The following is a 22,416-nucleotide window of genomic DNA, read 5'->3' as shown; positions in this document are numbered from 1 at the left end:
GTCATGCATATGCACAAGCACAAGCCAAAGAACCCGACCATCGCATCGCTGATCGCTCTCACCGCGACGGCGTTCGCCATCCCTTGCGCGTTCGCGCAGGACGATGCATCCGCGCAAGCAGCGCCGCCCGCCAAGCCCGCCGTCACGGCAACCGCTTCGTCGATGTCGCCTGCCGACGAGCTCGCTGACCTGCAAGCGCAGATCATGATTCTCGAAGCCAAAGCGAAGATCGCCAAGCTGCGCGTCGAAATCGACACGGCAGGCGCCCCGCCGCAAGCGATGCAAGCCCCCGGTATGGGCATGCCCGTGATGCCGCCGATGAGCATGAACATGGCGCCGTCCGCGAGCCCGTCGGCGCCAGGTGCGGCGGCCGCGACCCACGGCGCCGGCGGCATGCAGGTCGTCTCGATCAGCTGCTTCGACAACCACTGCAACGCGATGCTCAGCGTGGACGGCCACAACGTGGCAGTCCGCCAGGGCGACACGATCGATGGCGGCTGGAAGGTCACGGGCATCACCGACTCGAGCATCACGCTCGCGCGCGGCAAGCAGGTTCACGTGCTGAGGAGTTGACGTGGCCGCCATCCTGACTCTGCCCGGCGTCAAGGGCGTCTTCGCGGCGGGGCTCTCCTGGCGGCACGAGGATTCCGTGCCGAAAGCGAAGGAACTGCGCGCGCTGTCGCTGGAGAAAGGCCGTTGGGGCCTCGTGCGCAAGACGATGACGGGCTCCGTGCAAGTCGGCTTCTGCGAGCCGATTCCGGGCGTGAGCGCGCCCTCCAAGCTCAAGTCGCTCGCGACGATCGTCGCCGAGCAGCGCCCACAGCCGTGGATGGGGCTCTACAAGCTCGACGACGACCGCTACTGGTACATCGCGGTACGCGACGGCCAGGAAGTCATTCCTGAAGGCGACCAGGTCGGCAAGCTCGAAGACCTGCTGCGCGTGCGCGAGCAGCACCTGACGCTCGGCGACTGGGAAGAGGCGGAAGGAACTGTCGACGACCTCGCCGAAATGGCGCTGTCGACCTCGAAGCACCTCGTGCTGCGCGATCTGCAAAGCCGGCCATGGGTGCCGATCGCCGTGACGTGTTCGTTCATGGCCGCGCTCGGTGCAGCGGGACTGGCCGCGTGGATGTATCACGAGCGCGAGGTCGAAGAGCAGCGGCAGGCCGCGCTCGCGCGACAACGCGCCATCGCAGCGGCCCTGCAGGCGCGCCACGACGCGCAGTCGCGCATCTTGCCGTGGACCCAGGAGCCGATGCCGTCGGCCGGCCTCGACGTCTGTCGCCAGGCCTGGAGCACCCAGCAGCTCGCCGTCGCGGGCTGGATGCTGTCGGGCTGGCACTGCGCGATCCAGATGCACGGCGTGTCGGTCAGCGCCGATTGGAAGCGTGCGGGCGGCTCGGCCGAACAGGCACCCGGCATGCTGTCCGCGGACGCGGACCACGCGGTCTCCACACGCGACTTCCCCTTGACGTTTGCGCAACCCGACACGCGTGCGCAGGTGGAGCAGGCGGCCCGGCGCGCAATCTGGACGCTCGCACAAACGTACGGCCTCGATCTCACGCTGAGCACGACGCCGCCCAAGCCCATGCTGCCCGGCGACAACGCCGCCAAGCCGGCGCCCGATCCCTGGTCGACCTGGCCCGCCAAGCTGGTGCTCAAGACACCGCCGTGGATGGGCATGGGCACTGCGTTCGACGCGATTCCCGGTCTGCGTGTCGAATCGCTCGACTGGAACGCCTCGACCCAGCTATGGGCCGCGTCGGCCACGTTGTATGCGTTGCCGGCGGGTGCCCAAGCCATCGCGGCCGAAGCGATACACAGACCGAATGCGGTCAACTCTCGAGGAGCCTTGTGATGCGACTTTCCGAACGATTTCGCAAAACGACCTTCGTGGCCGAATCGAATGCCGATGCTCGCCTGGCGAACCCGTCGCTGGTCGCCGACGAACCGGCGCCGTTGCCGCTGCCGCCCGTGGGGTTGCAGCCGCACGTCGTCTATCGCGCGACGATGGGTCGCCGCTTCGGCCGCGTCGCGCTCGACCTCGGCCTGCTCAACCAGCATCAGCTGAGCCGCCTGCTCAACGTGCAGGAGAAAGCCGGCGGCCGCATCGGCGATCTCGCGATCCGCTCGGGCACGCTCACCCAAGAGCAAGTCCAGCAGATTCTCGATGCGCAATCGCTCGAAATCCACGTCGACGCACGGCATGCGGCCACCCCGCCCTTCCTCACGTGGCTCGGCGACTTGTCGCGCAAAGGGGTCGTGCCGAAGGTGCACAAGGTCTCCGCGCAGGATCTCGAAGCGCTGCGCCAGAGCCAGGCCGGCCGCGGTGCCCAGGACGAAGCGGACTTGATGACGCTGAGCCTGGCACGCCGCATCTTCACCGACAGCGCGGCGATGGGCGCCAGCGACATGTGCGTACTCGTGCGCGAGAAATATGCCGAGGTGCAGATCCGCCTGAAGGGCGATTACAAGGTCGCCAAGAACTTCACGATGCGGCGCGAGGAAGGCGATGCGCTCGTGCGCGCGATGTACACGGGCCTCGCGACGGTCAAGCAATCGACGTATAACCCGCGCGCGTTCCAGGATGCGCAAATCCACGGCGACGTGCTGCACGACACCGGGCTCTCGAGCGTTCGTATCATCCGCGGCCCGATGTATCCCGTCGAAGCCGGGTGCAGCTTCATGGTCGCGCGTCTGCAATACGGTCCGCAAAACGATACGGGGCCGGCCGCGGCCCGGCCGATCGATCTGCGCGCGCCGTCACGGCCCGAGGGCGATTTCGAAGTCGCGGGCCTTACCCCGTTGCAGATCGAGCTGTGCGAACGTCTGGTACGACTGCCGATGGGCATCGTGATCGTGACGGGGCCGACCGGCAGCGGCAAGACGACGACGCTGTTCAAGCTCATGAAGTATCAGGCGCAGATCTTCCCCGAAGCGCGCCAGATCACCATCGAAGACCCGCCCGAATATCCGCAGCCGTGGGCCATTGCGCTGTCCGCCAACGGCGAAGACTTCCGCGACATGGTGCGCATGACGCTGCGGATGGACCCCGACATCCTGCTGCTCGGCGAAATCCGCGCGGCCGACGAAGCCGTAGCCGCGTTGCAAGCCGCGATGACGGGCCACTTCGTCTGGACCACGCTGCACGTGACCGACGCCTACAAGTCGATTCCACGGCTCGAGATGCTCGACCGCGAGCGCCTGGCGCGCGCGCAGATCTGCGACCACGAACTGATCGTCGGCATGATCGCGCAACGCGTCGTGCCGGTGCTGTGCCCCGATTGCAGCGTGCCGCTGCTCGACACGCCCGATGCCTTGCCCGCCTACATGGTGAAGGCGCTCGCGACCTGGGGCGACCTGTCGAAGGTGCGCGTGCGCGGCTGCGGCTGCGAGACCTGCCACGGCGACAAGATCCGCGGTCGTCAGGCCGTGGCCGAGGTCGTCATCACCGATGAAGCGTTCATGAGCGACTTCCTGACGCACGGCCTGCTGGTGGCCCGCCGCAATCATCGCCGCAAGGAAGGCGCAGACAAGTCGATGCTCGCCAACGCGATCGACCTCGCACTGGCCGGCAGGGTCGATCCGCTCGACGTGCATCGCAACGTTCACAAACTCGAAGCAAAGATGGAGGAACTATGACCGCCGGTTTGTCATGGAGCCTGCGCAAACGGCTGTACGAACAGGCGTCGAGCCAGATCGACAACGGCCGCACGCTCACCGAAATCCTCGAAGACTTCCGTGACCGCCTGAGCCGGCGCGGCCGCAAGCGGTCGGCCGAGGCCGCACACCGCGTCTGGCGCAAGGTCATCGACGGCGAGACGTTGATGCGCGCACTGGCCGACAACCTGACCGACCTCGAGCGCAGCGTGCTGGCCTCGGGCGAGAAAACGGGCCAGCTCGCCAACGCGATGCGTCTCGTGCTCGACGTGCGAGAACGCACGGGCCGCATACGCCGCAAGCTGCAGGCGAGCCTCTTCGCGCCGGTGATGTACCTGTTCGCCCTGTACGCCGTGCTGTTCGTGATCGGCTACTACATCGTGCCGCAGTTCACGGCCGCGGTGCCCGTGCGGAAATGGACTGGCTGGGCGTATGCGCTGTATGCGATGGGACAGATCGCGGTCGGCTGGCAGGCGCCGGTCATTCTCGGGCTGTTCGTCGCCTCGTGTCTGCTGACGTGGTGGGCGCTGCCGCGCTGGACCGGTCAGCAAGCCGTGCCGGGCCGTGCGCTGTTCGACAAGTACGTGATGGCCTTCTCGGTCTATCGCGAGATCCTCGGCTTCGCGTGGCTGCTGTCGTTCGCGGCGCTGCTGCGCGCGGGCGTGCCCGACACCGAAGCGCTCGCAGGACAAATCCTCACGTCGTCGCCGTGGCAGGCGTCGCGTCTGCGGCCCATCTACGGTGGGCTCAAGAACGGCTTGAAGATGGATGCCGCGATGCGTCGGTCCGGCTACGAGTTTCCGTCGCTGGACCTCATCGACGAAATCGGCGCGTACGTGGGCTACCCCGACTTCCCCGACAAGATCGAGGTCGTCGCGCGCCAATACGCGGAGACGCTCGAGCGGCAGCTGATGTTCAAGGGCTTACTGATCTCGGCTGTGTTTTCAGGGCTCATGTTCTTTGCGTTCTTCGTGCTGCAGCTCGGCACCAACGCGATTGCTTCGATCCTCGCTTCGTCGATGGGTTCTCTCTGACCACTGTTTTTCTTTGACTTCATAGGAGTTCGATATGGATGGGATTTTAGGTCGCGTCGTCGCGATCGTGCTGGGCCTGCTCGCGCTTGCAGGGGTCGGCCTCGCCGGCTACAAAGCGTTCGCCACCAACAAGAGCAGCACCGTGGTGACGGACATGACACAGGTCGCCACGAATGCCCGCGCGCAGTTCTCGCAGAACAACAATGGCTATACGAACTTCACGACGGCCAATGCGACGCCGCTCGTAAACGCGGGCATCATCCCCGGCGACATGGTGCGCGCCGGCGGCATCTTCGATGCCTGGGGCAATGCGGTCCAGTTCGCCCCAGTCGCGGGGAATACCGAAGGCCAGATCACGTTCGGCGGCGGCGGGTCCGAGACGGTCGAGCAGTGCTCGCACGTCCTCACCAGCTTGACGGACTACGTCTCGCTGGTGGTGAACGGCACGACCTTCTCGCAGGCCAACCAGCCCGACGCGGTGTCCGCCGCGAACGCTTGCGCCGGTACGCCCAAGATCATCCTCACGTTCCAGTAACCGCACCGCACGACGACGCGCGCCGCTCGTGTGCGCGCCGTTGCTTCAAGACGCTTCACGCATCACGACACGCTCGATGGCATACGACGAATCATTGGTAGGAGTCGCGCTGAAGGACCTGCCCTTCTCGGATCTCTATCTCGAACCGGACGGCGCATGGTTCAAGACGAGCCCCAGCGACAAGGAGCGGCGCTCGCTCGTCGATCTTTCGCTCGACGAATCGCTGGCGCTGCGTCGCCGTCTGCAGGAACACCGCACAGGGCTCGACTTTCGTGCCGACTGGGAAGGCATCGGGCTGCGCGTGCAGCGCATCGAAACGCTGGAAGGCGACGTCTACATCTGCCGCCGCCTGCTCGATCGCCCCATCGAATACAGTCGGCTCGGCTACCCGCCGCGGCTGCTCGACGCGATGCTCTCCGATGCATTCGCCAAAGGCGGCCTCGTGCTGTGGACGGGCGCCACCGGCGACGGCAAATCGATGAGCCAGGCCTCGTGGATGCTCGAGCGCTTGAAGCGCTTCGGCGGCACGGCCTGCACCGTCGAGAACCCCGTCGAAATCGTGCTGCAAGGACGGCATGGGTCGGGTTCGGTCGTCGGTACCTGCTATCAGACTGAAGTGCACAACGACAGCGAGTTCGGCACCACCATTCATCGGCTGCTGCGTGCGGCACCGAACCTCATCATGCTCGGCGAGATCCGGACGCGCGAAGCCGCCGCACAAGCCGTACTCGCGGGCACGAGCGGACACCTCGTTTCGTCGACACTGCACGCGAACGACGTGCAGACGGCACTCGAGCGGATGAAGAACATGGTGCGCGAGTCGGGACTCGACGTGAGCTTTCTCGCCGATGCCCTGTGCGCCGTCATTCACCAGAGCATGCGGATGGCCAGCTACGGCGGCTCGGAGCGTCGCGTGATCACGGTCACGCCGCTCGTCATCGCGGGCGCGACCAACGAAACGGCCATTCGCGCGACGCTGCGCAAAGGCGACTTCTCGCAGCTGTCGTCGGAAATCGATCGTCAGCGCCGCATCGTGAGCGCGACCGTCGAATCGGGGCGCATCTAAATGGCCTTCTTCGCCCTGCCCGTCATGGTCGTGTTGTTCTTCATCGGCGTCGCGGCGCAGATGAACCAGCTCGCGTTGGCCGTGGCCGGCGCAGGCAAGCCGGGCCAGATGGAGAACTTCGAGATCGTGTCGGCGCAGCGCGTCGAAGCGTTCGCGGCCGCGTGTCTCGACACGGCCATCGCCTCGCCGGGCGCGATCAGCGCGTCGCTGACGGTCGCAATGCCGACCGGCGCGACCACGCCGGTCGGTGCCGTGTGCATGACGACGCCCGCGGCAGGCGGCGCCCGCAACGTGTACGCCTACGCGCCCGTCGTCGGCGGCGCGGCGGGACAGATGATGACGGACACCCAACGCAGCGCGGCCTGGTATCGCGTGCAGAGCCAGGGCCAGGCGGTCAACGTCCAATTCGGGGACGTGTCTGCCGTGCCGGCTTCGCTTCCGGTCGGCGCGTTGCTCGAGTGGGTACAGGTCACGCCTTGAGGAGCCAAACTTTCGATGACCACACGTTTCTTCCAATCACAGTGCGATGAGGACTTAGCAAAATGGATGCGATTCTCGGCTACATGGTGGCACTCACACTATCGATGATCGGCGTCGCAGGCTTTACGACTTGGGCCAGGCTCGGCGTCACGAACGTGCAAACCGCTGCCACCGCGAGCCAGATGCTCACGTTCGACAAAGCGGCACAGCAATATGTGCAGGACAATGGCACGGCGATCGCCGGCGCGGCGACATCGAACGCCCCTGTCACCGTCACGACGGCCATGCTCGCGGCCGCAGGCTACTTGCCCAACGGCTTCGCCCCCACCAATGCATTCGGCCAGACATGGGAGCTGCAAGTCTTGCAGCCGGCGCCCGGCCAGTTGCAATCGCTCGTCACCTCGCAAGGCGGCACACCGATCTCCAATACCCGGCAACTCGCGCAGATCGCCGCGCAGGCCGGTGCCCAAGGCGGCTTCGTGCCCTACGCCAATCAAGCTGGCGATGGGTCGATGACGCCCGTCAACGCCAACGGCGCATACGGCGGATGGAAGCTACCGCTCGCCAACTATACGAACCCCGGCAGCGGACACCTCGCCTCGCTGCTGACCTTCACCAACGTTCAATCGAACAACGGCTATCTGTACCGCGTGGCCATCGCGGGGCACCCCGAGCTCAATACCATGCAGACCGCGTTGAACATGGGGGCGCAAGACATCAATAGCGCAAACAACGTCAACGCGACGACCGTCAACGCCACCAACGTCAATGCCCACGGCGTCGACGTTCAAAACCCTGGCGGCACGCCGGTCGTCACCGTCGGCAACAACAAGCTCATCGGCCTGGGCTCACAAGCCGTTCTGCAAGCCGATGGTGGCACGGTGCTGACCAACTCTACCGGGTCCGCCTATGCCCCGCTGACCGCCGGCAGCATCGGCGCGAACGGCGACATCACGTCTTCCGGCAACATCACTGCGTCCGGTAACGTCACGGCTTCCGGCAACGTCAACGCCAACTACGTGCAGCCGAATGGCGTTGCGACGGTTGGACAACCGTGCGCGCCGAACGGTCTCATCGCAACGTCGGGCAGCGGGCCGCTCTTCTGTCAGTCGAACGTGTGGGGGACCAGCATGGCATCGGCGTCCACGCGCGTTGTCTATAGCACCTTCGGAAATATCATCAACCCGGACGGCAACTATCCCGACGCGGGGTACGCCTCCTGCAACGCGAACGAAATTGTGATCAGCGGCGGCGGCAACTGCCAGGATGGGACCATCGCCTGGCTGCATTCGTCCATGCCTTCGGGTAACGGCTGGTATGCCAACTGTTTTGGCTCCAACCATGTCGACAACCCGGCTCAAGCCTACGCCGTCTGCCTCCAGGTCCACTGATGCGGTTATCAACCGGACTTGGCCAACCTATCGGGGGGCACGTACTTCAAGCCGACGCCCACCCCATCGCCATTCGCTCGTCCGTCGAATGGCCGTTGCTTCCAGCCAAGCATTGCTCCGAAGCGGCTTGATACCTGGCGCTCGCCGCCTGCCCGCGCTCCACCTTTCCTCCTTGCTTCGAATCGGCCGCCGATAGCGGCCGTGCGCAGCTTAGTGCTTCGGCGCAATGCTCGCCGAAGCGAAGGTCGCTCTCTCAGAGGAAAGAAAAGCAATGGATGCAATTCTTGGGTACATCATGGCGCTCACGCTTTCGATGATCGGGGTAGCAGGGTTCACCACCTGGGCCAGGTCCGGTGTCGCAAACGTGCAAACGGCCGCCACGGCCAGTCAGATGATGACGTTCGATAAGGCTGCCCAGCAGTACGTGCAGGACAACGGCACGACCATCGCCACCATCGCTACGGCCACTTCTCCCGTCACCGTCACATCCGCGATGCTGATCGCTGCCGGGTATCTGCCCAACGGCTTCTCCCCCAGCAACGTCTTCGGACAAACGTGGCAACTGCAAGTGCTGCAGCCTTTGGCAGGACAACTGCAATCGCTCGTTACCTCGCAAGGCGGTGCACCGATCTCCAATACCCGGCAGCTCGTGCAGATCGCCGCACAAGCCGGCGCGCAAGGTGGTTTCGTGCCCTACGCCAATCAAGCCGGCGATGCGTCGATGACTCCCGCCAACGCGAACGGTGCTTACGGTGGATGGAGACTGCCGCTCGCCAACTACACGAACCCCGGTAGCGGACACCTCGCCTCGTTACTCGCCTTCACGAACGTGCAGTCGAACAACGCCTATCTGTATCGCGTCGCCGTGGCGGGGCACCCCGAGCTCAACACGATGCAGACCGCGCTGAACATGGGCGCACAAGACATCGATAGTGCGAACAACGTCAACGCGACGAACGTCAATGCCCAAGGGGTCGACGTTCAGAATCCCAACGGTATGCCTACCGTCACGGTCGGCAACAGCAGGCTCATCGGCGTCGGTTCGCAAGCCGTCCTGCAAGCCGACGGCGGCACCGCGCTGACCAACACTGCCGGGTCCGCCTACGCCCCGCTCAACTCGGGCGATATCACGTCCAATGGTACAGTCGCCGGAAATTACCTCCAGCCCAATGGCGCTGTCACCGTCGGCCAGTCATGCGCCCCGGACGGCTCGATTGCCAAGTCGGGCAACGTGCCGGTGTTTTGCCAGGCTGGGGTATGGTCGTTGGCCGCTACCTTCCAGGATATCGCGACCACGGCAGCTGCGGTTGATGCCGCCTGCGTAGCCAACGGCGACCCGAATCCACCGGGGTACGACTACGCCGCATGGTCGATCACATGCGGCCACCGCTTTTGCTATTCGCAGAACTTTAGGTTCGGCGTCGTTACCGAGGTGCAAGGCATCAACGGGAATCACCCCTGGGGCACGGGTGGAAATGGGTTGACGGTCGTTTCTTGCTCCAAGTAAGTCCACACCACGGCTGATTTCAGCACCTCGGAAGAGGTACCGGCCTCCCCAACACACTCAGGCAAGCGTGACCGATTCTTCGAAACGCAATAAGCCTGTCAGCTGACGCAAAGTCAACCTGATCGATGCTGCGTTACACGCATCGATCAGGATCTTCACAGTCGCCGCGTATCGCCACTCACGCGCGGCGGACTCCCCTCACTGCATCTCATCGTCACGAATAGCTGACGCGTGAGAGCGAGTTAAAAAAACCGCTTTGTATTTTGTATCGATGTATCGATACATTATTTAAATCGACTGATCGAGCCACCGTCCACGGCGGCACGGTCATCGACCTTCTGTCTCCGCAAGAGACTTTTCGTCATAGACGTCACTCAACTTAAGGAAAGAAACAATGGACGCGATTCTTGGATACATCGTCGCGCTTACGCTTTCGATGATCGGGGTAGCAGGCTTTACTACCTGGGCCAGGCTTGGCGTAGCGAACGTACAAACGGCAGCCACTGCCGGTCAAATGCTGACGTTCGATAAAGCCGCTCAGCAGTACGTGCAGGACAACGGCTCGACCATCGCCGCGCTCGCGACAGCCACTTCTCCTGTCACCGTCACGCCTGCGATGCTGATAGCCGCCGGGTATCTCCCCAACGGCTTCTCCCCCAGCAACGTCTTCGGGCAGACCTGGCAACTGCAAGTGCTGCAGCCTGCGGCAGGACAACTGCAATCGCTCGTCACCTCGCAAGGCGGCACACCGATCTCCAACGCCCGACAACTCGTGCAGATCGCCGCCCAAGCCGGCGCCCAAGGTGGCTTCGTGCCTTACGCCAATCAAGCCGGCGATGCGTCGATGACTCCCGCTAACGCCAACGGTGCCTATGGAGGATGGCGTATCGCACTGACGAACTACGCGAACCCCGGCAGCGGACACCTCGCCTCGCTGCTTGCGTTCACCAACGTGCAATCGAACAACGCCTATCTATATCGCGTTGCCGTCGCAGGACACCCCGAGCTCAACACCATGCAAACGGCGTTGAATATGGGGGCACACGACATCGATAGCGCAAACAACGTCAACGCGACAACCGTCAACGCCAACAACGTCAATGCCCAAGGCGTCGACGTTCAGAACCCCGGCGGTACGCCCACCGTCACGATCGGCAACAGCAAGCTCATCGGCGTCGGTTCACAAGCCGTCCTGCAAGCGGATGGCGGCACGGTATTGACCAACTCAACGGGATCCGCCTATGCACCGCTGACCGCCGGCAGCATCGCCGCGAACGGCGACGTCTCCTCTTCTGGCAACATCACGGCGTCCGGCGACGTCACCGCTTCCGGCAATGTCAACGCCAATTACGTGCAGCCAAATGGGGGGGCAGCATCCGGTCAACCCTGCCCGACCAACGGCATGATCGGCAACTCGGGTAATGGCCCTCTGTTTTGCCAATCGCATATCTGGAAACAGGCCGGTTCGACAGGGGGGCAATACGTCCTTCGCAAATACTGGCCAAGCGGCATACTGATCCCAGGTTATCAAGAATACTGCCAACCTAACCCCATCACAGGCAACTGCAGTTGCCCTGGCGGAACGGCAGACTTTGGGTACATGACGGGCCAATCCTACGCATACAGCCCATGGGACTCGTATTATGAGACTCACTTCTGCATAAGCTGATCGGTTCACCCATGGAATAAAAACGCGCTCTGCGAGTGAGGCCTTTGTGTTGCCGGCATTCCTAGCTCATGCGGCACATTCTCTTTCTCGCAGAGACAATAACAGGCAGGCAATCACGCTCATCCTGATCGGCCTCGATCGGTTAATCGGCCGATCAGGATTTTTGCGCACCAATCAAATTTCTCTTCTCTTATATTGCCGTCACTTTCCCTTCGTCTATTCGATTAGCGATCCGAATATACTGACATCATCATTTCCCGACAAAGGCTCCTCCAATTTAAGCATCGATGACGGAACGCATGCCTCAGCGCGTTGTTGACTCAACGCCGCCCGCGAAGCTCCGTTTGAGCTGGCGTTTCCGATAGCGTCCCCCTCCTCGCTCACGTACCCGTCTCGTGCCCCGGTGTCGGACATTTCGTCCGCCCGCTAAGCCCACCTTTATGCGGCACGCTCGCGCGCCCCCTCCGTTCTCTCTCTTGCAAGACGCCGCTACGCGCACAGGGTCGCGCGCGGCCGCATCAATTCCTGTTTTGGCGCAGAAGGCGCTGAAGCGAACTCGTTCAATCACAAGGAAAGAAAACAATGGACGCAATTCTTGGATACATCGTGGCGCTCACGCTATCGATGATCGGGGTAGCAGGCTTTACCACCTGGGCCAGGCTCGGCGTGGCGAACGTGCAAACCGCCGCCACGGCCAGCCAGATGCTGACATTCGATAAGGCTGCCCAGCAGTACGTGCAGGACAATGGCTCGACCATCGCCGCGCTCGCCACAGCCACCGCTCCCGTCACCGTCACCCCGGCCATGCTGATCGCTGCCGGCTACCTGCCCAACGGCTTCTCCCCCAGCAACGTCTTCGGACAGATTTGGCAATTGCAGGTGCTCCAGCCTTCGGCAGGACAACTACAGTCGCTCGTCACCTCGCAAGGCGGCACGCCGATCTCGAACACCCGGCAACTCGTGCAGATCGCCGCACAAGCCGGCGCGCAAGGTGGCTTCGTGCCTTACGCCAATCAAGCCGGCGATGCATCGATGAGCCCGGCCAACGCCAACGGTGCTTACGGTGGATGGAAACTGCCGCTCGCCAACTACACGAACCCTGGCAGCGGGCATCTTGCTTCGCTGCTCGCCTTCACGAACGTGCAGTCGAACAACGCCTATCTGTACCGCGTCGCCGTCGCAGGCCACCCCGAGCTCAACACCATGCAAACGGCGTTGAACATGGGCACACACGACATCGACAGTGCGAACAATGTCAACGCGACGACCGTCAACGCCACCAACGTGAATGCTCAAGGCGTCGACGTTCAGAACGCCAGTGGCGCTCCTACGGTCACAATAGGCAATACCAAGCTGGCAGGCGTGGGCTCACAAGCCGTCTTGCAAGCGGACGGCGGCACCGTGCTGACCAACTCTGCCGGCAGTGCCTACGCCCCGCTTACCGCAGGCAACGTCATGGCGAACGGTGACGTCGACGCCAACGGCAACGTCAATGCGAGCTACCTTCAGCCGACCGGCGGCGCGGTAGCTGGTCAGCCTTGCCAGAAGCCCGGCATGATCGCCAACTCGGGCACCGGCCCTCTGTTTTGCCAATCGGGCATGTGGAGAAGCTTGTCGACAAATTCGATGGTGGTATCTGGATCACCAGCTTATGGCGATTCGTCGAGTGGTCCTTACACCTCTGTTGCTGCATGCCCGAGTGGCTATAACCTCACAGGCGGTGGATATCAGTTGACGAACTATGCGCCGAATAGTGGGTTCAATGCTGATGGAAACGCCCCGGATGTGAGCATGCCGTATTTCGATCCGGCGCAGGGGCGCTATACAGGCTGGCTTGTGCACCCGGGAGGATTCCCGGGGTACTCGCAATTCGTTCCCTATGCCGTCTGCTCCGGCTAGCGGTAAGCGATACCTCGACGCCTTGTCCTTTGGCGATGAACTGAAGTAGCCCTGATCGATGCCTCAATGCATCGGACGCGTCGATCAGGACAGTCACCTCTCCTTTCTCGAGCACGCCGTCGCGCGCTCTCCTCGTTCTCGTTGGAAGTCACACGCGTGCAACTGCACATCATGTGCGAAATGCGTTAGACAATTCGTTCTGTATTTCGTATCAATACAACGATACATTTTTATTAGTTCGTGAACACGCGTCTCGTCAGGAGATGTCGTTATCGCAGATTCACCCTCAACCAAAGGAGAAAACAATGGATGCAATTCTTGGGTACATCGTGGCGCTCACGCTGTCGATGATCGGGGTAGCAGGCTTCACCACCTGGGCCAGGCTCGGCGTAGCGAACGTGCAAACGGCAGCTACCGCCGGCCAGATGCTCACGTTCGATAAAGCAGCACAGCAGTATGTGCAGGACAACGGCTCGACCATCGCCGCGCTCGCGACAGCCACCGCGCCCGTCACCGTCACCCCGGCCATGCTGATCGCTGCCGGCTATCTGCCCAACGGCTTCTCCCCCAGCAATGTCTTCGGACAGACTTGGCAGCTGCAGGTACTCCAGCCTTCGGCAGGACAACTGCAATCGCTCGTTACCTCGCAAGGCGGCACGCCGATCTCGAATACTCGGCAGCTCGTTCAGATCGCCGCGCAAGCCGGTGCACAAGGCGGCTTCGTGCCTTACACCAATCAAGCCGGCGATGCGTCGATGACTCCCGCCAACGCCAATGGTGCCTATGGAGGATGGCGTATGGCGCTGACGAACTACGCGAACCCTGGCAGCGGGCACCTCGCCTCGCTGCTCGCCTTCACCAACGTGCAATCAACCAACGCCTACCTGTATCGTGTCACCATACCCGGCCATCCCGAGCTCAACACCATGCAGACGGCGCTGAACATGGGGGCACACGACATCGATAGTGCGAACAACGTCAACGCTACAACCGTCAACGCTACCAACGTCAATGCTCAAGGCGTCAACGTGCAAAACGGTAACGGCACGCCCACCGTCACCGTCGGCAATGCGTCGATCGTCAACCAGAGCGGGCTTCAGCAGATCTACCTGCAAAGCGACAACGGCACGGTCGTGACCAATGCCAATGCCAGTAACTACTCAATGCTTTATGCCTCATATCTTCAGCCCTATGGTCACGCTGTGGCCGGCACCACCTGTCCGTCAGACGGGCTGATCGGCAATTCAGGCAACGGTCCGTTGTTCTGCCAATCGGGCGTATGGCAATCTGCCGGCTCGGTGACCACTCTTACCGTCTCGTCGGGTGACTGGCAGCCGTCGGGCGTGGCCACGTGCCCGGCTTCGTACACATTGACTGGAGGAAGTTGCGACATGAGCCGCGGCGGGGACGGACGCGAGATCGGGCCACGCACCTGCGCCCCGACGAGCAACGGATACTTCTGCGACGAAGGTAACACCGGCACCTGCATTGCCCACGCCGTTTGTGCCAAGTGATGTGCGCCGCGGACAAGAACAAGATCGAATGCCCGCCTGGATGACGCATCGCTGGCGATGCTGACGAAGACACTTCCTGCTCAAACTCCTCCCTGCCTCGACGATCCTGCTTTGGTCGATGTCCTGAAGTAATCCTGATCGATGCCTCAATGCATCGTCCGCATCGATCAGGACAGTCACCCCTCCTTTCCCGAGCACGCCGCCGCGTGCACTCCCCGCTCTCCCCATAGGTCACGTGCGCGCAGGTGCACGGCATGACGGAACAATTCAGACACTTCCGTATATTTTCCGTATCAATGCAACGATACATTCAAATGAATCTGTGAATACGCGTCTCTTCAGGAGATGTCGTTGTCGCAGATTCCCCCTCAACCAAAGGAGAAAACAATGGATGCAATTCTTGGGTACATCGTGGCACTCACGCTATCGATGCTCGGCGTAGCAGGCTTCACCACCTGGGCCAGGCTTGGCGTAGCGAACGTGCAAACGGCGGCTACCGCCGGCCAGATGCTCACGTTCGATAAAGCCGCTCAGCAATACGTGCAGGACAACGGCTCGACCATCGCCGCGCTCGCGACAGCCACCGCTCCCGTCACCATCACTCCCGCCATGCTGATCGCTGCCGGGTATCTGCCCAATGGCTTCTCGCCCACCAACGTCTTCGGCCAGACTTGGCAACTGCAAGTGCTACAGCCTTCAGCAGGGCAATTGCAGTCGCTCGTCACCTCGCAAGGCGGCACGCCGATCTCGAACACCCGACAACTCGTGCAGATCGCCGCACAGGCTGGGGCCCAAGGCGGCTTCGTGCCTTACGCCAATCAAGCCGGCGATGCGTCGATGAGCCCCACCACCGCGAACGGCGCTTACGGCGGATGGAAACTGCCGCTCGCCAACTACACGAACCCTGGCAGCGGGCACTTGGCCTCGTTGCTCGCCTTCACGAACATGCAGTCGAGCAACGCCTATCTATACCGTGTCGCCGTACCGGGCCATCCCGAACTCAATACCATGCAAACCGCGTTGAACATGGGCACCCACGACGTTGATAACGCAGCCAACGTGAATGCCACAGGTGTCGACGTTCAAAACCCCAATGGCACGCCTACTGTCATGGTCGGCAACACCAAACTGACAAGCGTGGGCTCGCAAGCCATCCTGCAAGCGGACGGCGGCACCGTCCTGACTACCTCCGCGGGAAGCTCCGCGCCCCTCAGCGCGGGCGATATCAGCTCCGATGGCACGGTCGCCGGGAATTACATCCAGCCCAATGGCATTGTCGCCGCTGGCCAAGCATGCGCCCCGAACGGCACGATGGCCAAGTCGGGTACCGGTCCAATCTTTTGCAAATCCGGCGTGTGGCAACCAGCGCTATTCAACACCATTCCGGACACGCAGGTGCTTCAATGGCTCGAAACGTGGGGCGTTGAGACAACGCGATACTGCCCGCCCGGATACGCGGCGATGTCGGCAACGTCTATCGTGGTACCAAGTGGTACATATTCGTGCCTTAGTACGGTCTTCAACAACCCCGCGTCTCAGCAATCCGGTGACGTATTTGCCGGCTGCACGTCTCACATGTCCGGGGATACGGGATATATGAATCAATTGGTTTGTGCGCGATTCCAATGAGAAGAACCGGGTAGCGGCTTAGCACAGATCTGAAGTAATCCTGATCGATGCCTCAATGCATCGTCCGCATCGATCAGGACAGTCACCCCTCCTTTCTTGAGTACGCCGTCGCGCGCACTCCCCGCTCTCGCCGTAGGTCACGTGCGCAGGTGAACGGCATGACCGAGCGCACTATACAATTCTGTACATTTTTCGTATCAATATAACGATACATTCTAAAGAGTCGGTGAGTACGTGTCTCTTCAGGATATGCCGCCGTCGCAGATCCCCTCAATTAAAGGAAAAACAATGGATGCAATCCTTGGGTACATCGTGGCGCTCACGCTGTCGATGATCGGCGTAGCAGGCTTCACCACCTGGGCCAGGCTCGGCGTAGCGAACGTGCAAACGGCGGCTACCGCCGGCCAGATGCTGACGTTCGATAAAGCCGCTCAGCAGTACGTGCAGGACAACGGCTCGACCATCGCCGCGCTCGCGACGGCCACTGCTCCCGTCACCGTCACACCCGCGATGCTGATCGCTGCCGGGTATCTGCCCAACGGCTTCTCCCCCAGCAACGTCTTCGGCCAGATTTGGCAATTGCAGGTGCTACAGCCTTCGGCAGGACAACTGCAATCGCTCGTCACCTCACAAGGCGGCACACCGATCACCAACACTCGGCAGCTCGTGCAGATCGCCGCGCAAGCCGGTGCACAAGGCGGCTTCGTGCCTTACACCAATCAAGCCGGCGATGCGTCGATGAGCCCCACCAACGCGAACGGCGCTTACGGCGGATGGAAACTGCCGCTCGCCAACTACACGAACCCTGGCAGCGGGCACTTGGCCTCGTTGCTCGCCTTCACGAACGTGCAGTCGAGCAACGCCTATCTGTACCGTGTCGCCGTACCGGGCCACCCTGAACTCAATACCATGCAAACCGCGTTGAACATGGGCTCGCACGACATCAATAGTGCAAACAACGTCAACGCTGCGACCGTCAACGCCACCAACGTCAATGCCCAAGGCGTCAACGTTCAGAACCCCGGTGGCACGCCCACCGTCGTGGTCGGCAACGGCAAGCTCATCAGTGGTCCCGGCTCGCCAGGTGTGGGCCAACTGTTTCGACACGCCGGACGCGGGGACGTAAGCCGGCAGGCTTCGTTCTTTAATACGACTTGATTCACCGGCGTCGAGATCATCGCGCCGGCTCTCCGATTGGGAATGAATCGATAGCAGCCAATGTCTGAGCTGTTATGCGAACTCATGCGCCACTAGCCAGAGGTCCACCGCCTTTCCTTTTTGAATGACCGTGCAATCACCCGCACGCATGACAACGATCATGTCGTTCAACTACAAGGAAAGAAAACAATGGACGCAATTCTTGGATACATCGTGGCGCTCACGCTTTCGATGATCGGGGTAGCAGGCTTCACCACTTGGGCCAAGCTCGGTGTGACGAACGTGCAAACCGCCGCCACGGCCAGTCAGATGATGACGTTCGATAAGGCTGCCCAGCAGTACGTGCAGGACAACGGCACGACCATCGCCGCGCTCGCGACAGCCACCGCGCCCGTTACCATCACTCCCGCCATGCTGATCGCTGCCGGGTATCTGCCCAATGGCTTCTCCCCCAGCAACGTCTTCGGACAAACGTGGCAACTGCAAGTGCTGCAGCCTTTGGCAGGACAACTGCAGTCGCTCGTCACCTCGCAAGGTGGCACGTCGATCTCCAACACCCGACAACTCGTGCAGATCGCCGCACAAGCCGGCGCACAAGGGGGCTTCGTGCCTTACGCCAATCAAGCCGGCGATGCATCGATGAGCCCGGCCAACGCCAACGGTGCTTACGGTGGATGGAAACTGCCGCTCGCCAACTACACGAACCCCGGTAGCGGACACCTCGCCTCGTTGCTCGCCTTCACGAACGTGCAGTCGAACAATGCCTATCTGTATCGGGTCGCCGTCGCAGGCCACCCTGAGCTCAATACCATGCAGACCGCGCTGAACATGGGTTCACACGACATCGATAGCGCGAACAACGTCAACGCGACCACCGTCAACGCCACCAACGTGAATGCTCAAGGCGTCGACGTTCAGAACCCTGGCGGCACGCCTACGGTCACGGTTGGCAACAGCAGGCTCATCGGCGTCGGTTCGCAAGCCGTGCTGCAAGCAGACGGCGGCACTGTGCTGACCAACTCAGTAGGCTCTGCCTATGCTCCACTGACCGCCGGCAACGTCGCCGCGAACGGCGATGTTTCTTCATCCGGCAATGTCACGGCCTCAGGCAACGTCACAGCGTCCGGTAACGTCACCGCTTCTGGAAACGTCACAGCGCTCGGCAACGTCAACGCAAGCTACGTCGAACCGAACGGTAGCGCAACGGAGGGCCAGCCGTGCCAGCCATCTGGTGCGATCGGCAACTCAGGCACAGGCCCGCTGTTTTGCCAATCAGGTGTGTGGACGGCAGCGAACAGCTTCTCCTCACTCATAAACGGTTCGTTTAATCCGCCTGAGAATGGATGTCTCACCGAGCAGATCGCCGACTCCAGCTGGAAGACCTGCTCTATCAGCGGCATCAACGGGATGGGGCAGGACGAGTGGAACTACATTTACCGGTCGGGCGGAGGCTGGTTTATGACCGGTTGCCGGCTGACTTGGCCCGGTATCGCCTATTGGCATTGCCAGAAGTAGACGCGGCCTAGATTGCGAACCCTCTCCGTACTCGATACAGAGAGGGTTCGGGTACAGCCAGAAACGATCAAGCCCTCATCAAGCCATCTTCGGCGCCACGCGCGCCCGGGGCTCATAGCCGCGATCCTCGAGCCAGCGTTCGACATACGCCGAGTGCTGGGCATCGCCGCCCCCCGCCAAATCGGGACTCATGCTGCCGTTCCCATCAAAGCCGTACACATTGTGACCATCGTGCTGGTGCTGTTCGTGGTCCGCTTCATGATGATGTGCTTCGTGATCCGAATCACCGTGGCCATGCTCATGCGCTTGCTCCTGCGAATGCGCTTGTTCATGCTCGTGCTGATGTGCATGGCCGTGATGGTGGTGCTGCTGATGGTGATGATGCTCTTCATGCTCGGCAGCATGCGTGCGCGCACTTTCATGAGCACCTGCCGCCTTATGCTGCTCCGTAGCCGTATGCGACGCCTCGTGCTTCGTTGCCGCGGCTTCGTGAGCCGTCGCGTTCGTCACGACGCTGGCATGCGGTTGAGCCTGAGCTTGCGCAGCAGCAGGAGCCGCTGCCGCAGGCGCCACGCAGGCAGGCGCAACGGGCTCAGGCGCCTGCACACGCGGCTGCTTCATCATCGCCTGCACCTGATCCTTCGGTACACGCCCGAGATCGACCACGATCTGATCGGACAAGGCAGTCTTGTTGACGAAGTCCATCACCATCTTGCTCGAGTGCGCCTGCAACTCGTTTTGGACGCCCTTCTTGATGAGCCCCGCACCGGCCGATGCACCAGCGCCATCGGTCGCCACTGTTACCGCCACTCCGGCCCCCACCAGGCCCGCCGTCGAGGCCACGGTCGGGCCGACAGGCACGGTGAACTCTTGCGTGCCCTTCAGGTGACTTCCGCCGGCCAGATGCACGCCGTCGGCCTGAGCCGAAAGGTTGTAGCTCGAATAACGTGAACTGTCGCCCTTGTCAGCCAGCCGTGCAATACCGGGTGCATCGATCGACAGATTAACGAGCTTCACGTCGGCCGGTAAAAGCGGCTTCCCTGCTTCATCCTTGGCAGTACTCAGCATGACGGTTTGCCCTTGCGACTCGTAGCCACCGAGCGAATGCCCCGTCACATAGACGGCACTGGGCTTCACGCCTCTCGTGGCAAGCTTCTCCTCGGCCGCCTTCAAGCTCAGTCGAGCAAACTCGTCGGCCAATGGCTGTGCGTTCGTGGACAGGTGAAGCGCGAGCTGAGCATCGGTGTACAAATTTTTCGCATTGGCGGTACCGCGATCGGCAATGATGATCTCGCCGGTATTCATGTTGACGTTGACTTGTCCATGAAAACCGACTCGGTCGAATTTCTTCTCCAAAGAAGGGTTGTCTTTCAGAATCTTGTTAAGTGGAATCTGCTCCCACTGAGCGCCCATCACGGCGCGATCCTCAGGTTTCTCGTAGGATGCGACGGCTGCCGTGATCAAGTCTCTAGTCGTCGCCGAAGGCGCGGCCTGTGTCATGAAATGGCTCCAACGTTGTTATTGGTTATCGGAGGCGGTAGATGAGCACCGAGTGCTCGCTGCCGATTGCCAGCGTCTTGCCGTCGGGGCTCGCGTCGAGATCCGCGACCCCGTCCAGTGCTCCCGAAAACTGCACAAGCGGCTTGCCCGAAGCCGTATCGACTATGGTGTTGTCGATCGTCTTGCGCTTTTCGACGAAGGTCGAACCCTTCAGATAGATCCGCTTACCGTCCGGGCTGAACGCGTACCCGAACGATCCCGGCGCGTCGTCAGTCGGATCGAACGAGTGGTAGCGGCGAATCGCCAGCGTGGCCGCATCGACGATTTCGCCAGACTCCAGGACGACTTCGTTGGTGGCAAAGTTGGTCTTCGTCCGCGCACCAATGGGGAACGAGTGGGCCAAGTCCTGATCGCTCATCTTCGTCGGCGGGAACCACACCGCCTTGGTCGGCGACTTGCCGCTCGGATCGATCAAGCGGACCGCCGAGTCGTACCAGTCGATGACGCGACCATCGATCGTCTTGCCATGCGATGCCGGCACGACGCTCACGCTCACGAGAATCTTGTCGTCGGCTGTCCACGACGCGACCGACGATTCGAGGCCGTCGAGTTCGATCTTCTGCAATGCCCACGTCCTCGTGTCGTACACGTGGATCGTCGTGGGCTCGCCGATCGCGCCCACGATCGTCAGCATCTTCGTGCGATCCTTGTTCAAGCGCGCACTGCGGCCGATCGCGGGGTTATCGTGCAATGCTTCGCCCGTCATCGGATTCCATTGCTTCTTCGCGCCGAACGTGATCACCTTGCCGTCATGTATCCAGAGCAGATCGTCGTCGAGCGAATCGGCGTAATTGAAGGGGCAATGGATGTGCGCTTGCTCCTTGTGCTGCTCGAGGTCCCACACCGAAATATCGGTTTCGAGCCAGCTCGGACTCTCGACGATTGCCAGATAGCGACTGTCGGGACTAAAGCTGACCTTCTTGATCGTCGGCCCGGTGAGCCCCATCACACCGCGCCTGATCGTCCAATCGAGCTTTGGCGCGTCCGCATGCGCAGACACCTGGGAACTGCTCGCTTCGGCGCGAGGCGCCGCTACCGCACTAGCTGTCATGCTCATCACTCCCATAGCAAATAACGACAAGGCAATTGCACGTACTTTCATGAAGCCTCTTCAATCCCGTTGATTGAAATTTAGATAGGTATCCGAATAGTCAGAGCCGGTCATGGAAAGCACATCCGGCAAGACACAGATATCGAGCGGACTGGCCGTGACGGGCCAGGTATCGGAGAATGTCGGCAGGCCGCTCCACATTTGCGCGGCGCGCACCTCTTCGCTCCAGGCCGCGGCCGGCGAGCAGCCATCGAGATAGGCTTCGATCCACGAATCGCCGGGCCTGTTCGCACCCGACTTCGCCGTATAGTGCGGCTCGCCCCATTGCTCGCGGGCGAGCCGATCGACTTCGTCGAGCCACGCCCGGTATGGCTGGAGCCGCTCGATGCGTACCACGTGCGTGACCGCACAGCGCAGGACGAGGCCGTCCTCGCGATCGCCACCGAGCTCGACGATGTCGCCCACGGAAAATGTGGTTGTCGAAAGGCGGCGCTGTTCCCAAACGAGCCGCTGAATGAGCCCGCTATAGACGATCACGCCGTCGATCACGTAAAGCGTGGTGAGGCGCTGTCCTTGGTCTTCGAGTTCGAGCCGGAACACCACGTTCTTCTGACGCCGCTGTGCGACGTCCCCGTCATTGCGCTGACCGCTCATGACGTGTTCTCCCGAATGTCCGCGCGACGATGCGGCAGACGCAATTCGAAAAAAAGGCCGAATGCGCGAGCCGAGAACCCGGCCAGCACATTCG

18 protein-coding genes are annotated in these 22,416 nt (G+C 61.8%); 15 read left to right on the top strand and 3 right to left on the bottom strand.

What is annotated here, in order from left to right; translation table 11 throughout:
• The first annotated feature begins 3 nt into the window (after positions 1-3).
• The 15 genes from pilP (at position 4) to pilV (D7S89_RS15085) (ending at position 19,057) form a co-directional block, all read left to right on the top strand.
• Positions 4-573 (top strand): type IV pilus biogenesis protein PilP, encoded by a 570-nt coding sequence (gene pilP / locus D7S89_RS15155; RefSeq protein WP_121278515.1) that lies wholly within the window; start codon positions 4-6, stop codon positions 571-573.
• 1 nt (position 574) lies between these two features.
• On the top strand, positions 575-1,858 hold the full coding sequence (gene pilO2, locus D7S89_RS15150; protein ID WP_121278514.1) for a type 4b pilus protein PilO2: 1,284 nt from the start codon (positions 575-577) through the stop codon (positions 1,856-1,858).
• Positions 1,858-3,642 (top strand): GspE/PulE family protein, encoded by a 1,785-nt coding sequence (locus D7S89_RS15145; RefSeq protein ID WP_121278513.1) that lies wholly within the window; start codon positions 1,858-1,860, stop codon positions 3,640-3,642. Before pilO2 ends, D7S89_RS15145 begins: the two co-directional genes overlap by 1 nt.
• Positions 3,639-4,694 carry a type II secretion system F family protein gene (locus D7S89_RS15140; RefSeq protein WP_121278512.1) on the top strand — a complete coding sequence of 352 codons (1,056 nt, stop codon included), beginning with the start codon at positions 3,639-3,641 and terminating at the stop codon, positions 4,692-4,694. The genes D7S89_RS15145 and D7S89_RS15140 overlap by 4 nt, the downstream gene beginning before the upstream one ends.
• A 34-nt stretch (positions 4,695-4,728) precedes the next feature.
• On the top strand, positions 4,729-5,229 hold the full coding sequence (locus tag D7S89_RS15135; protein WP_121278511.1) for a type 4 pilus major pilin: 501 nt from the start codon (positions 4,729-4,731) through the stop codon (positions 5,227-5,229).
• Positions 5,230-5,305: 76 nt separating this feature from the next.
• Positions 5,306-6,295 (top strand): ATPase, T2SS/T4P/T4SS family, encoded by a 990-nt coding sequence (locus D7S89_RS15130; protein ID WP_121278510.1) that lies wholly within the window; start codon positions 5,306-5,308, stop codon positions 6,293-6,295.
• Positions 6,296-6,775: a hypothetical protein gene (locus tag D7S89_RS15125; protein WP_121278509.1), complete on the top strand. Its 480-nt coding sequence runs from the start codon at positions 6,296-6,298 to the stop codon at positions 6,773-6,775.
• Positions 6,776-6,837: 62 nt separating this feature from the next.
• Entirely contained in the window at positions 6,838-8,166 is a 1,329-nt protein-coding gene (pilV, locus tag D7S89_RS15120; RefSeq protein WP_121278508.1) for a shufflon system plasmid conjugative transfer pilus tip adhesin PilV, read from the top strand.
• Positions 8,167-8,437: 271 nt separating this feature from the next.
• Positions 8,438-9,673, top strand: a complete 1,236-nt coding sequence (gene pilV / locus D7S89_RS15115; protein WP_121278507.1) for a shufflon system plasmid conjugative transfer pilus tip adhesin PilV — start codon at positions 8,438-8,440, stop codon at positions 9,671-9,673.
• A gap of 394 nt (positions 9,674-10,067) precedes the next feature.
• Positions 10,068-11,342, top strand: coding sequence for a shufflon system plasmid conjugative transfer pilus tip adhesin PilV (gene pilV / locus D7S89_RS15110; RefSeq protein ID WP_121278506.1), 1,275 nt, complete (start codon positions 10,068-10,070; stop codon positions 11,340-11,342).
• Positions 11,343-11,924: 582 nt separating this feature from the next.
• Entirely contained in the window at positions 11,925-13,241 is a 1,317-nt protein-coding gene (pilV, locus tag D7S89_RS15105) for a shufflon system plasmid conjugative transfer pilus tip adhesin PilV (RefSeq protein WP_121278505.1), read from the top strand.
• A gap of 305 nt (positions 13,242-13,546) precedes the next feature.
• Positions 13,547-14,755: a shufflon system plasmid conjugative transfer pilus tip adhesin PilV gene (pilV, locus tag D7S89_RS15100; RefSeq protein WP_121278504.1), complete on the top strand. Its 1,209-nt coding sequence runs from the start codon at positions 13,547-13,549 to the stop codon at positions 14,753-14,755.
• A 351-nt stretch (positions 14,756-15,106) separates the two neighbouring features.
• Positions 15,107-16,384: a shufflon system plasmid conjugative transfer pilus tip adhesin PilV gene (gene pilV / locus D7S89_RS15095; protein ID WP_245982930.1), complete on the top strand. Its 1,278-nt coding sequence runs from the start codon at positions 15,107-15,109 to the stop codon at positions 16,382-16,384.
• Between the two features lie 288 nt (positions 16,385-16,672).
• The gene (gene pilV / locus D7S89_RS15090) at positions 16,673-17,542 is read left to right on the top strand and encodes a shufflon system plasmid conjugative transfer pilus tip adhesin PilV (RefSeq protein WP_121278502.1); all 870 of its coding nucleotides are present in this window, start codon (positions 16,673-16,675) and stop codon (positions 17,540-17,542) included.
• A 189-nt stretch (positions 17,543-17,731) separates the two neighbouring features.
• Positions 17,732-19,057 carry a shufflon system plasmid conjugative transfer pilus tip adhesin PilV gene (gene pilV / locus D7S89_RS15085; protein ID WP_121278501.1) on the top strand — a complete coding sequence of 442 codons (1,326 nt, stop codon included), beginning with the start codon at positions 17,732-17,734 and terminating at the stop codon, positions 19,055-19,057.
• A gap of 78 nt (positions 19,058-19,135) precedes the next feature.
• Here the strand turns inward: pilV (D7S89_RS15085) and D7S89_RS15080 are convergent, their stop codons facing one another.
• From D7S89_RS15080 to D7S89_RS15070, 3 genes are read right to left on the bottom strand one after another with little or no spacing between them, the layout of a single operon-like run.
• The gene (locus tag D7S89_RS15080) at positions 19,136-20,557 is read right to left on the bottom strand and encodes a hypothetical protein (protein WP_147426664.1); all 1,422 of its coding nucleotides are present in this window, start codon (positions 20,555-20,557) and stop codon (positions 19,136-19,138) included.
• Between the two features lie 25 nt (positions 20,558-20,582).
• Positions 20,583-21,668 carry a WD40 repeat domain-containing protein gene (locus tag D7S89_RS15075; protein WP_183085207.1) on the bottom strand — a complete coding sequence of 362 codons (1,086 nt, stop codon included), beginning with the start codon at positions 21,666-21,668 and terminating at the stop codon, positions 20,583-20,585.
• 60 nt (positions 21,669-21,728) lie between these two features.
• A complete protein-coding gene (locus tag D7S89_RS15070; protein ID WP_121278498.1) occupies positions 21,729-22,322 on the bottom strand; it encodes a hypothetical protein in 594 nt (197 codons plus the stop codon).
• Between the last annotated feature and the right edge of the window lie 94 nt (positions 22,323-22,416).

It is taken from the genome of Trinickia fusca (genome assembly GCF_003628145.1).
GTDB lineage: Bacteria > Pseudomonadota > Gammaproteobacteria > Burkholderiales > Burkholderiaceae > Trinickia > Trinickia fusca.
Note: the sequence above shows the minus strand (reverse complement) of the source record. Positions and strands in the feature narration are given on the sequence as shown.

What these genes read in the sequence shown, in the direction of transcription:
- D7S89_RS15080 (WP_147426664.1), bottom strand. Translation starts at nt 20,557, where the DNA reads ATGACACAGGCCGCGCCTTCGGCGACGACTAGAGACTTGATCACGGCA.
- pilV (WP_121278501.1), top strand. Translation starts at nt 17,732, where the DNA reads ATGGACGCAATTCTTGGATACATCGTGGCGCTCACGCTTTCGATGATC.
- pilV (WP_121278507.1), top strand. Translation starts at nt 8,438, where the DNA reads ATGGATGCAATTCTTGGGTACATCATGGCGCTCACGCTTTCGATGATC.
- pilV (WP_121278505.1), top strand. Translation starts at nt 11,925, where the DNA reads ATGGACGCAATTCTTGGATACATCGTGGCGCTCACGCTATCGATGATC.
- D7S89_RS15125 (WP_121278509.1), top strand. Translation starts at nt 6,296, where the DNA reads ATGGCCTTCTTCGCCCTGCCCGTCATGGTCGTGTTGTTCTTCATCGGC.
- D7S89_RS15130 (WP_121278510.1), top strand. Translation starts at nt 5,306, where the DNA reads ATGGCATACGACGAATCATTGGTAGGAGTCGCGCTGAAGGACCTGCCC.
- pilV (WP_121278506.1), top strand. Translation starts at nt 10,068, where the DNA reads ATGGACGCGATTCTTGGATACATCGTCGCGCTTACGCTTTCGATGATC.
- D7S89_RS15140 (WP_121278512.1), top strand. Translation starts at nt 3,639, where the DNA reads ATGACCGCCGGTTTGTCATGGAGCCTGCGCAAACGGCTGTACGAACAG.
- pilV (WP_121278504.1), top strand. Translation starts at nt 13,547, where the DNA reads ATGGATGCAATTCTTGGGTACATCGTGGCGCTCACGCTGTCGATGATC.
- pilV (WP_121278508.1), top strand. Translation starts at nt 6,838, where the DNA reads ATGGATGCGATTCTCGGCTACATGGTGGCACTCACACTATCGATGATC.
- D7S89_RS15070 (WP_121278498.1), bottom strand. Translation starts at nt 22,322, where the DNA reads ATGAGCGGTCAGCGCAATGACGGGGACGTCGCACAGCGGCGTCAGAAG.
- D7S89_RS15075 (WP_183085207.1), bottom strand. Translation starts at nt 21,668, where the DNA reads ATGACAGCTAGTGCGGTAGCGGCGCCTCGCGCCGAAGCGAGCAGTTCC.
- D7S89_RS15135 (WP_121278511.1), top strand. Translation starts at nt 4,729, where the DNA reads ATGGATGGGATTTTAGGTCGCGTCGTCGCGATCGTGCTGGGCCTGCTC.
- pilV (WP_121278502.1), top strand. Translation starts at nt 16,673, where the DNA reads ATGGATGCAATCCTTGGGTACATCGTGGCGCTCACGCTGTCGATGATC.
- D7S89_RS15145 (WP_121278513.1), top strand. Translation starts at nt 1,858, where the DNA reads ATGCGACTTTCCGAACGATTTCGCAAAACGACCTTCGTGGCCGAATCG.
- pilP (WP_121278515.1), top strand. Translation starts at nt 4, where the DNA reads ATGCATATGCACAAGCACAAGCCAAAGAACCCGACCATCGCATCGCTG.